The organism is Sphingobium rhizovicinum (assembly GCF_042647625.1).
GTDB classification, from domain to species: domain Bacteria; phylum Pseudomonadota; class Alphaproteobacteria; order Sphingomonadales; family Sphingomonadaceae; genus Sphingobium; species Sphingobium rhizovicinum.
Genome location: NZ_JBHRVU010000004.1, coordinates 3,405,822 through 3,418,398 on the forward strand (window position 1 = coordinate 3,405,822; position 12,577 = coordinate 3,418,398).

Genomic DNA, 12,577 nt, shown 5'->3' on the forward strand with positions numbered 1-12,577 from the left:
TTTCTGAACCGGCGATAAATGCTGGCGGGGAAAGGATAATCCATTCACAACCAATTCAAGCGGGCGGCGTTACCCCTGTCATCAGTTTGCAGATGAGGAGAAAGACGATGACGGGCATCCGACATCGGTTTCTGATGGCGATCGGCCTTGCCGGCACGATCGCGCTCGGCGGTTGTTATGACGACGGCTATTATGGCGGCGTCAGCGTAGGCAGCGGCTATTATGGCGGGGGCTATTATGACCCCTATTACAGCCCCGGCTATTATCCGGGCGGCTATGGCTGGTATGACGGATTCTATTATCCGGGCAGCGGCTATTATGTCTATGATCGGGGCGGCCGGCGGCATCGCTGGAATGATGGCCAGCGCCGTTATTGGGAAGGTCGCCGCGGACAGCAGGGGCAGGGCGGCCGCTGGAATGGACGCGACCGGGACAAGCCCGGCGGTTGGAACCGACCGGATGGAAACAGGCCTGATCGCGATAGACCAGCCTGGACAAGGCCGGGCCGAGATCGCCCCGATCAGAGCAGGCCGGATCAGGGCAGGCCGGATGGCTGGCGCGGCAATGACGGGCAGATACGTCCGCCCGCATGGACCCGCCCACGCCCCGATGGCAATGCGACGCGCCCCGCCCCCCAACCGCGCCCGCAAGCCAGCCAGCCGCGGCCGCAACGCGATTGGGGCGCACGGTCGATGCCAGCACCCCGCGCGGATCGGCCCATGCGGTCGGGCGGTGGACGCGATCCGGCAATGCGGACGCGCCCCCGTTGATGCGGCACGCGATCAAAGCCGGCGCCCTGCTGCCCCTCCTGCTCGTCGCGGCCTGCGACGGGCGGGAGGAGAGCGCAATCGACAATCTGGCCAATGGCGCCAACGCATCTCAGGTCGGCAATAATGTGCGTGCCGAAGCGATGGCGCTGATGGAGCCGTTAAATCCCCCCGCCCCGGCACGCCCGGCGGCCTGCCGGTCGATCCCGCCCCGATCGCCGAAGGCGCGATCGACCCCGACAGCGCACAGGGCGCGGCGCAGGTGGTGGAAGGCTATTATGGCCTGCTGGAGGAAAAGCGGTTCGAGGATGCGCAGGATTTGTGGAATCAGGAAGGGGCGATCGGCGCCCAGGATGACGCGCATTTCGAGGCGCGCTTCCGGGGCTTTGGCGAAATTCACGCCAATGTCGGCGCGCCGTCCGTGGAGGAGGGGGCAGCCGGTTCTGCCTATGTCACGGTTCCGGTGCAGGTCTATGGCCGCATAAAGGCCAATGGAAAGCCCTTCTACACGTTGCGGCAGGTGGTGTTGCGTAGGGCAAACGTCGTGCCTGGATCGACGCAGGAGCAGCGCCGCTGGCATATCGAATCGATCGGCGCCTATGTGCCGCCGCCCCAGCCGGAAGGTGCGGCCAATGGCGCGGAGTCAGCCGAAGCCATTTCCATGACGGACGGCATGGCGCGCAAATCAAAGTGAAAAGAAAAACGCCCGGCCTTCATCAGACCGGGCGTTCTTGCTTATCGTGTCAGGCGATCCCGATCAGGCGACGGTCGCCTTGACGATCTTGCCCGGCGTGCGCGGCGGCTCGCCCTTGGGCAGCGCGTCGACATGCTCCATGCCCGACGTCACTTCGCCCCAGACGGTGTACTGGCCGTCGAGGAAGGTGGCGTCGTCGAAGCAGATGAAGAACTGGCTGTTGGCGCTGTTCGGATTGGACGCGCGCGCCATCGAGCAGACGCCGCGGACGTGCGGCTGACGGCTGAATTCGGCCTTGATGTCGGGCAGCTTCGATCCACCCATGCCGGTGCCGGTCGGGTCGCCGCCCTGCGCCATGAAGCCGGCGATGACGCGATGGAACACCACGCCGTCATAAAAGCCGTCCTTGGCCAGCGAGGTGATGCGTTCGACATGGCCGGGAGCCAGATCGGGGCGCAGCTTGATCACGACGTCGCCGCCGCTGTCGAGGGAAAGGGTAAGGGTTTCGTCGGCCATGGAAAATCCTCTCTTGCCGGGGAAGGGTCAGGTCAGCCCATATAAAGGCTTATGGGGATGATGGAAGCGCTGTCTCCTTATTGCATTTCGCTTGTGCATCGGCGAAAGCGGCACAATGTTACAGGAACCGGACAGTAGGGGGCGCTATGAGCGAGCGCGGCGAAACCGCCGAACCCCTGATTCATGGGGAAGAATTTGACGACATCCTGATCGATCAGGCCGAAACCGGCCTGGACGAGGATGACCGGCTGAAACCTGAATTTCTGACCGCCGTGCTCGATGCGGTGGAAGAAGGCGACAGCGAGAAGGCGCGCGACCTCGTTTCGCCACTGCACCCCGCTGACATCGCCGACCTTCTGGAACTGACGCCATCGGATCTGCGGGGCGATGTGGCCGCCGCGCTGGGCGATCTGGTCGGCGCGGAAGTTCTGTCCGAACTGAACGACTATGTTCGCGACGACCTGATCGGCGCGCTCGCACCAGAACAGGTCGCCGAATTCGCCGCCGAACTCGACACCGACGACGCCGTCGCCATCATCGAGGATATGGAGGAGGCCGATCAGCAGGCCGTCCTCGACGCGATGGAGCCGGAAGACCGCGCCGCGATCGAAAGCGCGCTGTCCTACCCAGAGGAATCCGCCGGCCGTCTGATGCAGCGCGATCTGGTCGCGGTGCCCGAACATATGACGGTCGGTCAGGTGATCGACTATCTGCGCGACAATCAGGATCTGACCCGCGATTTCTGGGAGATCTTCGTCGTCGACGCCGCGCACAAGCCGATCGGCACCTGCCAGCTCAGCTGGGTGCTGACCTGCCCGCGCGGCATCGCCATGGCGGACCTGATGAAGCGCGAACAAACGCTGATCCCGGTCGACATGGATCAGGAAGAGGTGGCGCTGCGCTTCCAGAAATATGCGCTCATCTCCGCTGCGGTGGTGGATGGCGGCGGGCGGCTGGTCGGCATGATCACGGTCGACGACGTCGTCCACATCATTTCCGAGGAAGCGGGCGAGGATATTCTCCGCCTGTCGGGCGCGGGCGAAGGCGACATCAACCAGCCGATCCTGCTGACCGTGCGCACCCGCCTGGTCTGGCTGGTGGTCAATCTGGGCACGGCGATGATCGCCGCATCGGTCGTCGGCCTGTTCGAAAACACCATCGAGCATCTGGCGCTGCTGGCGGCGCTGATGGGCATCGTGTCGGGCATGGGCGGCAATGCGGGAACGCAGACGCTGGCGGTGATGGTGCGCGCCATCGCCACCAATCAGGTGACGAGTTCCAACACCATGCGCATGATCGGGCGCGAATTCCGCATCGCCGCAACCAACGGATCGGTGCTGGGCGTGCTGATCGGCATCGGTTCCTATCTGGTCTATGGCCAGTTGGGGCTGTCGCTGGTGTTCGCCGCCGCCATCCTGATCAACAATATGGTGGCGGGTCTGGCAGGGGTGCTGATTCCGGTGACGCTCGACCGTTCCAATGTCGATCCGGCCGTATCATCGGCCGTGTTCGTCACGATGATGACCGATTCGCTCGGCTTCCTCACCTTCCTGGGGCTGGCGACGATCTTCCTCACCTGATGCATTGATCCGCAACAGTCCCGCGCCCATCTAGGCCCGCACATGCCGCTGCACATCACCAAAATCGCCTTTCAGAGCGAAAGCCCCACCACCCTGCGCGCCTGGCTGGAAAGCCATGCAGGTGAGGCGCGCATCACCACCCGCTATCTGCCCAAGCGGGTAGAGGAAATGGCGGGCGGATCGCTCTACTGGATTCACGGCCATATGCTGGTCGGTCGCAGCCCGATCCTGGGCTTTGAGGAAACCGGGCAGGGCCGATATTGGGTGCGGCTGGAACCGCGCCTGATCCCCGTACGCAGCCAGCCCAAACGCGCGCATCAGGGCTGGCGCTATCTGGAGGGCAAGGATGCACCGGCCGATCTGGACGATGGCGAGGCGGACGACCGGGACGCGATGCCCCCTGCCCTGCTGGGCGAACTGACCCGGCTGGGGCTGGTCTGATCCGCGATCCTGCCGGGCTTGTTCAGTCCTGCCGCGCCATGCCGGCGATGAGATCCAATATATGGCCGGCATGCTCCTTCCGGCAGATCAGCAGGTCGGGCAGGTAGACGTCTGCCTGATTATAGACGAGCGAGCTGCCATCAATGCGACTGGCATGCAGGCCATGGGCCAGCGCGACGGCAGCCGGCGCCATCGAATCCCACTCATATTGCCCGCCGGAATGCAGATAGATGTCCGCTTGCCCCAGAATGACCGCCATCGCCTTGGCCCCGGCGGACCCCATGGGCACCAGTTCTGCGCCCAGTCGGGCGGCAACTTCCACCGTTTCCTTCGCGGGCCGTGTCCGGCTGACGACCATGCGCAGACGGTCAGGCGCCGGCGGCACGACGCGCGGCTGATCCGAGCGCAGCACGATCCCGCCATCCAGCCCCGGCAACGCGACGGCGCCGATCACTGGCGCGCCATCTACAGCCATGCCGACATGCACTGCCCAGTCGACCCGCGCCTCGCCATATTCGCGCGTGCCGTCGACCGGATCGACGATCCAAACCCGGCTTTTGGCCAGACGATCGTCATTGTCCTTCTCTTCTTCCGACAACAGCCCATCGTTGCCCCGCGCTGCGCGCAGGGCATGGCACAGAAACTGGTTGGCGGTCTGATCCCCCGCCTTGCCCAGCGCCTTGGCGTCAAACAGGCCGCTTTCGCGCACTTGCAGCAGGATGCGGCCCGCCACCTCCGCCAGATGCGCCGCCAGCGCGGCGTCGCTCAGCGCACCGACCTCTCCGGTCCCGCTCACGGGATCAGCCTGGCGACGATCAGGTCGGCTGCCTCTTCCGCCGTCATCGTCATGGTGTCGATGCGGATTTCGGGGTCATGGGGCGGCTCATAGGGGCTGTCGATGCCGGTGAAGTTCTTCAGTTCGCCCGAGCGCGCCTTCTTGTAGAGGCCCTTAACGTCGCGCGCCTCCGCATCGGCCAGCGGCGTGTCGATATGCACTTCGACAAACTCGCCCGGCTGCATCATCTGGCGGACCATGTCGCGCTCCGACCGGAAGGGCGAGATGAAGGCGGTGATGACAATCAGCCCGGCGTCGGTCATCAGCTTGGCCACTTCGCCCACGCGGCGGATATTTTCCACCCGGTCGGCGTCGGTGAAGCCCAGATCCTTGTTCAGGCCATGGCGCACATTGTCGCCGTCCAGCAGGAAGGTGTGGCGGTTCATCCGCGCCAGCTTCTTTTCCACCAGATTGGCGATGGTCGACTTGCCCGCGCCCGACAGGCCCGTGAACCACAGCACGGCCGGCTTCTGGTTCTTCATGGCCGCATGGCTTTCGCGACTGACGTCGGTCGGCTGCCAGTGGACATTCTGCGCCCGGCGCAGACTGAAATGCAGCATGCCGGCCGCAACGGTCGCGTTGGTGATCTTGTCGATCAGGATGAAGCCGCCCAGCGTGCGGTTCTGCGCATAGGGTTCGAAGCTGATCGCCTTGTCGGTCGACAGGTTGGCGACGCCAATAGCGTTCAGGTCCAGCGTCCGCGCCGCCAGATGCTCCATCGTGTTGACGTTCACCTGATATTTGGGCTGCTGGATGGTTGCGGTAACGGTCTGCGTGCCAATCTTGAGCCAATAGGGGCGGCCGGGCAGCATTTCTTCGTCCGCCATCCAGACGATGGTGCTTTCAAACTGATCGGCGGCCTGCGGCGGGTTGTCGGCCGCCGCGATCACATCGCCGCGCGAACAATCGACCTCATCGGCGAAACAAAGCGTGACCGACTGACCGGCAACCGCCTGATCCAGATCGCCATCAAGCGTAACGATGCGACTGATCGTGCTGGTCTTGCCCGATGGCAGCACGCGAATGGCGTCGCCCAGCTTGACCGTGCCGGTCGCGATCTGGCCGGAAAAGCCACGGAAATCGAGATTGGGACGATTGACCCACTGCACCGCCATGCGGAACGGCTTGTCCGCATCGGTCGCGGCATTGACCTCCACATTTTCCAGATGTTCGATCAGCGCCGGTCCTTTGTACCAGGGCGTGTTGGCGCTGGGTCCGGTGATATTGTCGCCCTTGAAACCGGAAATCGGGATCGGCGTGAAGGCCGTGATGCCGATCGACGTCGCGAACGCGGTATAATCCTTCAGGATCGCGTCATAGACCGACTGGTCATAGTCAACCAGATCCATCTTGTTGATCGCCAGCACGATATTCTTGATGCCGATCAGATGCGCCAGATAGCTGTGCCGGCGGGTCTGCACCAGCACGCCCTTGCGCGCGTCGATCAGGATGACGGCCAAGTCAGCGGTGGACGCACCCGTCACCATGTTGCGGGTATATTGTTCGTGACCGGGCGTGTCGGCGACGATGAACTTGCGCTTTTCGGTGTTGAAGAAGCGATAGGCGACGTCGATGGTGATGCCCTGCTCACGCTCGGCGGCGAGGCCGTCGACCAGCAGGGCGAAATCGATCTCCTGCCCCTGCGTGCCGACCTTCTTCGAATCCGCCTCCAGCGCGGCAAGCTGATCCTCGAAGATCATCTTGCTGTCATAGAGCAGCCGGCCGATCAGCGTGGACTTGCCGTCATCCACCGACCCGCAGGTGATGAAGCGCAGCATCGTCTTATGCTGATGCGTCTCCAGATAGGCGTCGATATCCTCGGCAATGAGGGCGTCAGTCTTGTAAATGGGGTCTGCCATAACGTCGGTCATGTCACTTACCTCGTCATCCCAGCGAAGGCTGGGATCGCTGTGATCTGGGGAAAGGGGTGCCTTCTGGCACGAGACCCCAGCATGCGCTGGGGTTGACGCTTCGGAACGCTACGCATTCCGTGGCGCGTCAAAAATACCCTTCCTGCTTCTTCTTCTCCATGCCCGCGCCGCCGGCATCCTTGTCGATCGCGCGGCCCTGACGCTCGCTGGTGGTGGTTAGCAGCGTTTCCTGAATCACTTCGGGCAGCGTCTTGGCCGTGCTTTCGACCGCGCCGGTCAGCGGATAGCAGCCCAGCGTGCGGAAACGGATCGACCGCATCACCGGCTCTTCGCCCTCACGCAGCGGGAAACGATCATCATCGACCATCAGCAGCATGCCATCGCGCTCCACCGTGGGGCGCTGGTCCGCGAAATAGAGCGGCACGATCGGCACATCGTTCAGATGGATATATTGCCAGATATCCAGTTCGGTCCAGTTGCTGATCGGGAAGACGCGGATGCTTTCGCCCTTGTTCTTCTTCGCATTGTAGAGGTTCCACAATTCGGGCCGCTGATTCTTGGGGTCCCAGCCATGGCTGGCCGTGCGGAAGGAGAAGATGCGCTCCTTGGCGCGGCTCTTTTCCTCGTCGCGCCGCGCGCCGCCAAAGGCCGCGTCGAAACCATAGAGGTTCAGCGCCTGCTTCAGCCCTTCGGTCTTCCACATGTCGGTGTGCAGCGCGCCATGGTCGAACGGGTTGATCCCCCGCTCCTTCGCCTCAGGGTTCTGATAGACCAGAAGCTCCATGCCCGACTCGCGCGCCATCTGATCGCGCAGCTTGTACATCTCCTGAAATTTCCAGGTGGTGTCGACATGCAGCAACGGAAAAGGCGGCGGCGACGGGTAGAATGCCTTGCGCGCCAGATGCAGCATCACGGCCGAATCCTTGCCCACGCTGTACAGCATCACAGGCTTTTCCGCCTCCGACACCACTTCGCGCATGATGTGGATCGCCTCCGATTCCAGGCGCTCCAGATGGGTCAGGTTTCTTGCGGCCATCGCCAAATCCTTTTCCGGTCTTCCGATGCACGCCTGATACAGGCATGACAAAAAGCGGAACCTCCCATATGGGAGGGTGATGCAGCTGACCAGCAACGATGAAACCGATCTGCTGATGCCCCTTTATGCCGGCGTCCATGACCGTAGTCGCTGGCAATCTTTCTTGAGCCGCCTGCAACGACGCACAGGGGCGGACCATGCGTCGCTGATTCTGGGGCAGGATGATGCCGGGATCGATCAGGCACTGGAGATCGTGTCGGGCCTGGATCTGACGGAAAGGGCCAGACAATTGGGCCTGCCGCAGATGCACCAGTCCGACTATCTGCCCTACCCCATGCTGCGCCCCGGCCGCGTCTACAGCGCCGCCGAACTTGCCAGTCAGGATGCGGGCGCACGATCGGCTCATTCCAGCCTCAACCAGCGTCTTGGCGTCAGCGACTGGCGCGTCATTCGCATGCGCGACCTGGAAGGCGCCAGCGCCTGGCTCAGCCTTGGTCGCAGCAAGGGCAGCTTTTCCGCCAGCGACGGCGCCCTGCTGATCGCCGTTGCCCCGCATCTGGCGGTCGCCCTGCACAATTTCGTCCAGACCCAGCGCCTGCATGTCCGCCATGCCGCAAGCCAGATGGCGCTCACGCGCGCGCATGTGGGATGGATCGCCCTTGACCAGCATGCCCGCATTGTCGCGATGGACGATCGGATGGCGGCGCTGATCCCAGCAGCGGTCGGCGATCGGCTGCGCCCCGACAATGGCGAAGCACGGCAGACGCTGCTGCACATGGCCACAGCGGCGGGCCAATCCGACGCCATTCCGCCCAGACTGGTGACGATGCGCGATGCGCCCCGGCTGGACATGGTGCTGACGCCGCTACCCGATACGCCAATACTGGCCTTGACCAGGCCGGTGCTGCTTGCCCTGTGCCGATTGACGCCTGATCCGGCGACCGCGCAGCAAGCCTGCCTTCTGGCCGAGATGTTCGCCCTGCCGCAGCGGGAGGCGGAACTGGCCCTGTCGATCGGTGAAGGGCGATCGATCGCGGAAAGCGCGCAGTTGCTGGGCATCACGCAGGAAACGGCACGCAACTATTCCAAGCGCATCTATGCCAAGATCGGCGTGCGAGGGCAGACCGAACTGGCGCGCCGCATCCTGCTCAGCAGCGCGATGCTGGGATAGGGTTCAGGCCGCAGGAACGGGCGCGCGCGCGTCGATCAGCGCTTCGTCCTTCAATACCTGCCAGAAAGCGGGTGGGATCGGCTGCCCCATCAGGTCCAATGCGGACTGGAGATGCCGGACCGATCCGATGCCCGGTATCACCGTCGCGACCGCCGGATGAGCCAGCGGAAATTGCAGCGCCGCCGCGCCGAGGGCGACGCCGAAATCGGCGCAGATATGCTCCATCCGCCCGACCCGCGCGACGATCTCGGCCGGCGCTGGGCCATAATCATAATGCACCGCGCCGCCATGGCGAACGCCCTGCGCCAATATGCCCGAATTATAGGGGCCGCCCAGCACGATGCGCACGCCCTTCTGCATGCACAACGGTAGCAGGCTGTCGAGCGGCGCCTGCTCCAGCAAGGTGTAGCGCCCCGCCAGCAGGATCAGGTCGATATTGGCCTGGGCCAGCACATCTTCACACACGGCGATCTCGTTGACGCCCAGGCCGATGGCGCCGACCACGCCAGCCGCGCGCAGTTCGGTGAGCGCGCGAAAACCGCCCTCCATCAGTTCACGCATCCGCGCGTCATGGGCGTCGCCATGGGCGAAACGGCCGATATCGTGGACGTAGAGAATGTCGATGCGATCCCGCTGCAAGCGCTGCCGGCTCGCCTCATAAGAGCGCATGACTGCGTCATAACTATAGTCGAAGACGCTTTCATAGGGTTCGGGCGACACAAAACCCTGCCGCTGCTGCCACAGGTCGACATCGGGCGCGGGATCGAGCCGTCGGCCGATCTTGGTGGACAGGATCGCTTCGCCCCGCGGATCGAGATCGGCCAGCGCGGCGCCCAACCGTTTTTCGCTGAGGCCAAAGCCATAATGGGGCGCCGTGTCGAAATAGCGCAGCCCGGCGTCCCATGCCGCCGCGACGACCGACCGCGCATCGCTGTCGGGTATCGCGCGATACAGATTGCCGATCGCCGCCGCGCCAAAGCCCAGCCGGCCGAAGTTCAACGTCATGCCGCCCGCTCCAGCCCGTAAAAGGCGCGCGCAGCCCCTTCGAACAGGCGTGCGCACGCTACCGCATCCAGATCGCCCGCCAACCGCAGCGCATCGTCGATCCAGTCGCCATAGCTGTCGCCCATATGCAGCAGCACCGGCCAGTCGCTGCCCCACATCACCCGATCGCCAAAGCAGGACAGGATATGCGCGACATAGGGCGCCAGCGCATCCGCCGCCTGCCCCTGCGCCTGCTCGGTGCGCAAGCCTGACAGCTTGCACCAGATGTTGGAATAGCGGGCGAGCGCCGCCATCTCCGTCCGCCAGGGATCGAGGATCAGGTCGGCGGCAAAGGGCTTGGCGCCATGATCGATCACGATCGGCAGGTCCGGCCAGCGCTCTGCAAAGCGGGCAAGGACCGGCAAATGGCGCGGCTGAATCAAGGCGTCGAAGCGCAGGCCATGGTCGATCATCGCCCCAATCGCCGGCGACAGATCGTCGTGCAAGATCCAGGCGCTGTCTTCTATTCCCTGAAGCATCGGCCGCAGTCCGACAAATTTGGGTTGCGCCGCCAATTGGGCGATCCGGGCCGGCGCATCCGCCGCCTCCAGGGCGACCCAGCCGACCACGCCCAGCACCAGAGGATCGTCCGCCACCAGATCGAGCATCCAGTCGGTATCGCGATTATCGGGCTGCGACTGGACCAATATCGTGCCCGCCATGTCCAGCCCCTGCGTCGCTGCGCGCAGATCGTGCGGCAAGAAGTCGCGATGAATCGAGGGCCATTCGGCATCGGGCCAGACCTGTCCCGGCCCGCCTATGCGCCAGAAATGCTGGTGCGCATCCAAAATGCGGGGTCGCGTCATGCGTGAACCTCGTGCATGTCGGCTTTTGCCTGTCCCACCATCCTCATACCTTGTCATTTTTACAAACATACGACATCATACAACATGATCGACGGCTGTCCATGCCGCTCCGTCACATGCCATAAGAAAGGACGTCTATAATGAAATTGTGCCGCATCGGGGAAGCCGGTCAGGAACGCCCGGCCCTGGTCGACGCCGACGGTCGCCTGCGTGACCTGTCCGCCCATATTGCCGATCTGGATGGCGCGGCGATCGGACCGGAAGGGCTTGCCCGCCTCGCCGCGATCGACGTCGACAGCCTGCCCGTGGTCGAAGGCCCAGTCCGCTATGGCCCGCCCGTCACCGGCACGCGCCAGTTCGTCGCGATCGGCCTCAACTATGCCGATCATGCCGCCGAATCCAACCTGCCCATCCCGGCGGAACCGGTCGTCTTCAACAAATGGGTCAGCTGCATTCAGGGGCCAAACGATCCGGTGATCGTGCCGAGGGACTCGCTCAAGACCGACTGGGAAGTCGAACTGGGCGTCATTATCGGCAGCGCCGCGCATAATGTCAGCGAAGCCGACGCCCTGTCCCATGTCGCGGGCTATTGCGTGATCAACGACGTGTCGGAACGCGCATGGCAGACCGAACGCGGCGCGACCTGGGACAAAGGCAAGGGCTTTCCGACCTTCGGCCCCGTCGGCCCCTGGCTGGTGACGAGCGACGAGGTGGGCGATCCGCAGGCCCTGTCCATGTGGCTGGACGTCAATGGTGAGCGCAAGCAGGACGGCAGCACGAAGACGATGATCTTCACCGTCGAACAGATCGTCGCCTATGTCAGCCAGTTCATGACGCTGCTGCCCGGCGACATCATCACCACCGGCACACCGCCCGGCGTTGGTCTGGGGCAGAAGCCCGAGCCCTGGTATCTCAAGGTCGGCGACGTGGTCGCACTGGGCATCGAGAAGCTGGGCGAACAGCAGCAGAGCTTCATCGCCGCCAATTGACAGCCTCCCATCATCCTGCTTAAACATCATACATATTATCAAATATGGAGCAGGAAGATGGGGCGCCTCTCAGGCAAGACGGCATTAGTGACGGCGGCGGGGCAGGGAATCGGTCGCGCCACCGTCGAGGCTTTCGTCCGGGAAGGCGCGCGCGTCATTGCGACCGACGTGCGCGCCGACGCCCTGACCGGACTGGACGGGGCAGAGGCGAAGGCGCTGGACGTCACCGATCCCGCCGCGGTGCAGGCCATTGCGGCGGATCATCCATATCTCGACATACTCTATAATTGCGCCGGCCGGGTCCATGCAGGCACCATCCTTGACTGCGATGAGGATGAGTGGAGTTTCTCCAACAGCCTGAACGTCACCGCCCAATATCGCATGATCCGCGCCGTGCTGCCCAACATGATCGCGCGGGGCGGCGGATCGATCATCAACATGTCGTCCATCTGCTCCAGTATCAAGGCAGTGCCCAACCGCTTCGCCTATGGGGCGACCAAGGCCGCCGTGATCGGCCTGACCAAATCGGTCGCGGTCGATTTCGTGACGAAGGGCATCCGGTGCAACGCCATCTGCCCCGGCACGGTCGAAACGCCTTCGTTGATCCAGCGGCTGCATGACACGGGTGACTTCGAAAAAGCCTATGCTGAATTCACCGCACGGCAGGCGATGGGCCGTTTTGGCCGGGTCGAGGAACTGGCGGCGCTGGCCGTCTATCTGGCCTCGGACGAATCCGCCTTCACCACCGGCACGGTCAATGTGATCGACGGCGGCTGGGTCAACTAAGCCGCATCAGCGCCGAAAAGAGCGCGAGCAAAAGGAGAGGA

12 protein-coding genes and 1 pseudogene are annotated in these 12,577 nt (G+C 63.7%); 7 read left to right on the top strand and 6 right to left on the bottom strand.

Annotated elements, in window-relative coordinates; translation table 11 throughout:
* The first annotated feature begins 107 nt into the window (after positions 1–107).
* Together ACFOKF_RS17940 and ACFOKF_RS17945 are read left to right on the top strand one after the other, a co-directional pair.
* On the top strand, positions 108–770 hold the full coding sequence (locus ACFOKF_RS17940; RefSeq protein WP_380797378.1) for a peptidase: 663 nt from the start codon (positions 108–110) through the stop codon (positions 768–770).
* Positions 770–1,461 (top strand): annotated as a pseudogene (locus ACFOKF_RS17945) (hypothetical protein). The gene ACFOKF_RS17940 and the pseudogene ACFOKF_RS17945 overlap by 1 nt, the downstream one beginning before the upstream one ends.
* A gap of 63 nt (positions 1,462–1,524) precedes the next feature.
* Here the strand turns inward: ACFOKF_RS17945 and ACFOKF_RS17950 are convergent.
* Positions 1,525–1,977 (bottom strand): peptidylprolyl isomerase, encoded by a 453-nt coding sequence (locus ACFOKF_RS17950; RefSeq protein WP_380797380.1) that lies wholly within the window; start codon positions 1,975–1,977, stop codon positions 1,525–1,527.
* Positions 1,978–2,123: 146 nt separating this feature from the next.
* On the opposite strand from ACFOKF_RS17950, the gene mgtE reads away from it, so the two are divergent.
* Positions 2,124–3,557, top strand: a complete 1,434-nt coding sequence (gene mgtE, locus ACFOKF_RS17955) for a magnesium transporter (RefSeq protein ID WP_380797382.1) — start codon at positions 2,124–2,126, stop codon at positions 3,555–3,557.
* A gap of 42 nt (positions 3,558–3,599) precedes the next feature.
* The gene (locus tag ACFOKF_RS17960; protein ID WP_380797383.1) at positions 3,600–3,998 is read left to right on the top strand and encodes a DUF1489 family protein; all 399 of its coding nucleotides are present in this window, start codon (positions 3,600–3,602) and stop codon (positions 3,996–3,998) included.
* Positions 3,999–4,020: 22 nt separating this feature from the next.
* On the opposite strand, the gene ACFOKF_RS17965 is transcribed toward ACFOKF_RS17960, so the two are convergent.
* From ACFOKF_RS17965 to cysD, 3 genes are all read right to left on the bottom strand, one after another.
* Entirely contained in the window at positions 4,021–4,794 is a 774-nt protein-coding gene (locus ACFOKF_RS17965) for a 3'(2'),5'-bisphosphate nucleotidase CysQ (RefSeq protein WP_380797384.1), read from the bottom strand.
* Positions 4,791–6,704: a sulfate adenylyltransferase subunit CysN gene (gene cysN, locus ACFOKF_RS17970; RefSeq protein WP_380797385.1), complete on the bottom strand. Its 1,914-nt coding sequence runs from the start codon at positions 6,702–6,704 to the stop codon at positions 4,791–4,793. The genes ACFOKF_RS17965 and cysN overlap by 4 nt, the downstream gene beginning before the upstream one ends.
* 127 nt (positions 6,705–6,831) lie before the next feature.
* The gene (gene cysD, locus ACFOKF_RS17975; protein WP_380797386.1) at positions 6,832–7,740 is read right to left on the bottom strand and encodes a sulfate adenylyltransferase subunit CysD; all 909 of its coding nucleotides are present in this window, start codon (positions 7,738–7,740) and stop codon (positions 6,832–6,834) included.
* 79 nt (positions 7,741–7,819) lie between these two features.
* Between cysD and ACFOKF_RS17980 the strand changes: the two genes are divergently transcribed.
* Complete coding sequence (locus tag ACFOKF_RS17980; protein WP_380797388.1) at positions 7,820–8,911, top strand: helix-turn-helix transcriptional regulator; 1,092 nt, start codon at positions 7,820–7,822, stop codon at positions 8,909–8,911.
* Positions 8,912–8,914: 3 nt separating this feature from the next.
* On the opposite strand, the gene ACFOKF_RS17985 is transcribed toward ACFOKF_RS17980, so the two are convergent.
* Positions 8,915–9,916, bottom strand: a complete 1,002-nt coding sequence (locus ACFOKF_RS17985; protein WP_380797389.1) for an aldo/keto reductase — start codon at positions 9,914–9,916, stop codon at positions 8,915–8,917.
* Positions 9,913–10,761 carry an amidohydrolase family protein gene (locus ACFOKF_RS17990; protein WP_380797391.1) on the bottom strand — a complete coding sequence of 283 codons (849 nt, stop codon included), beginning with the start codon at positions 10,759–10,761 and terminating at the stop codon, positions 9,913–9,915. The genes ACFOKF_RS17985 and ACFOKF_RS17990 overlap by 4 nt, the downstream gene beginning before the upstream one ends.
* A 140-nt stretch (positions 10,762–10,901) precedes the next feature.
* On the opposite strand from ACFOKF_RS17990, the gene ACFOKF_RS17995 reads away from it, so the two are divergent.
* Entirely contained in the window at positions 10,902–11,750 is an 849-nt protein-coding gene (locus ACFOKF_RS17995) for a fumarylacetoacetate hydrolase family protein (RefSeq protein WP_380797392.1), read from the top strand.
* 57 nt (positions 11,751–11,807) lie between these two features.
* Complete coding sequence (locus tag ACFOKF_RS18000; protein ID WP_380797393.1) at positions 11,808–12,536, top strand: SDR family oxidoreductase; 729 nt, start codon at positions 11,808–11,810, stop codon at positions 12,534–12,536.
* Positions 12,537–12,577 lie beyond the last annotated feature (41 nt).

Coding starts and splice junctions, on each gene's coding strand:
- ACFOKF_RS17990 (WP_380797391.1), bottom strand. CDS start 10,761: ATGACGCGACCCCGCATTTTGGATGCGCACCAGCATTTCTGGCGCATA.
- ACFOKF_RS17950 (WP_380797380.1), bottom strand. CDS start 1,977: ATGGCCGACGAAACCCTTACCCTTTCCCTCGACAGCGGCGGCGACGTC.
- ACFOKF_RS18000 (WP_380797393.1), top strand. CDS start 11,808: ATGGGGCGCCTCTCAGGCAAGACGGCATTAGTGACGGCGGCGGGGCAG.
- ACFOKF_RS17980 (WP_380797388.1), top strand. CDS start 7,820: ATGCAGCTGACCAGCAACGATGAAACCGATCTGCTGATGCCCCTTTAT.
- ACFOKF_RS17940 (WP_380797378.1), top strand. CDS start 108: ATGACGGGCATCCGACATCGGTTTCTGATGGCGATCGGCCTTGCCGGC.
- ACFOKF_RS17985 (WP_380797389.1), bottom strand. CDS start 9,916: ATGACGTTGAACTTCGGCCGGCTGGGCTTTGGCGCGGCGGCGATCGGC.
- ACFOKF_RS17995 (WP_380797392.1), top strand. CDS start 10,902: ATGAAATTGTGCCGCATCGGGGAAGCCGGTCAGGAACGCCCGGCCCTG.
- cysD (WP_380797386.1), bottom strand. CDS start 7,740: ATGGCCGCAAGAAACCTGACCCATCTGGAGCGCCTGGAATCGGAGGCG.
- ACFOKF_RS17960 (WP_380797383.1), top strand. CDS start 3,600: ATGCCGCTGCACATCACCAAAATCGCCTTTCAGAGCGAAAGCCCCACC.
- mgtE (WP_380797382.1), top strand. CDS start 2,124: ATGAGCGAGCGCGGCGAAACCGCCGAACCCCTGATTCATGGGGAAGAA.
- cysN (WP_380797385.1), bottom strand. CDS start 6,704: ATGACCGACGTTATGGCAGACCCCATTTACAAGACTGACGCCCTCATT.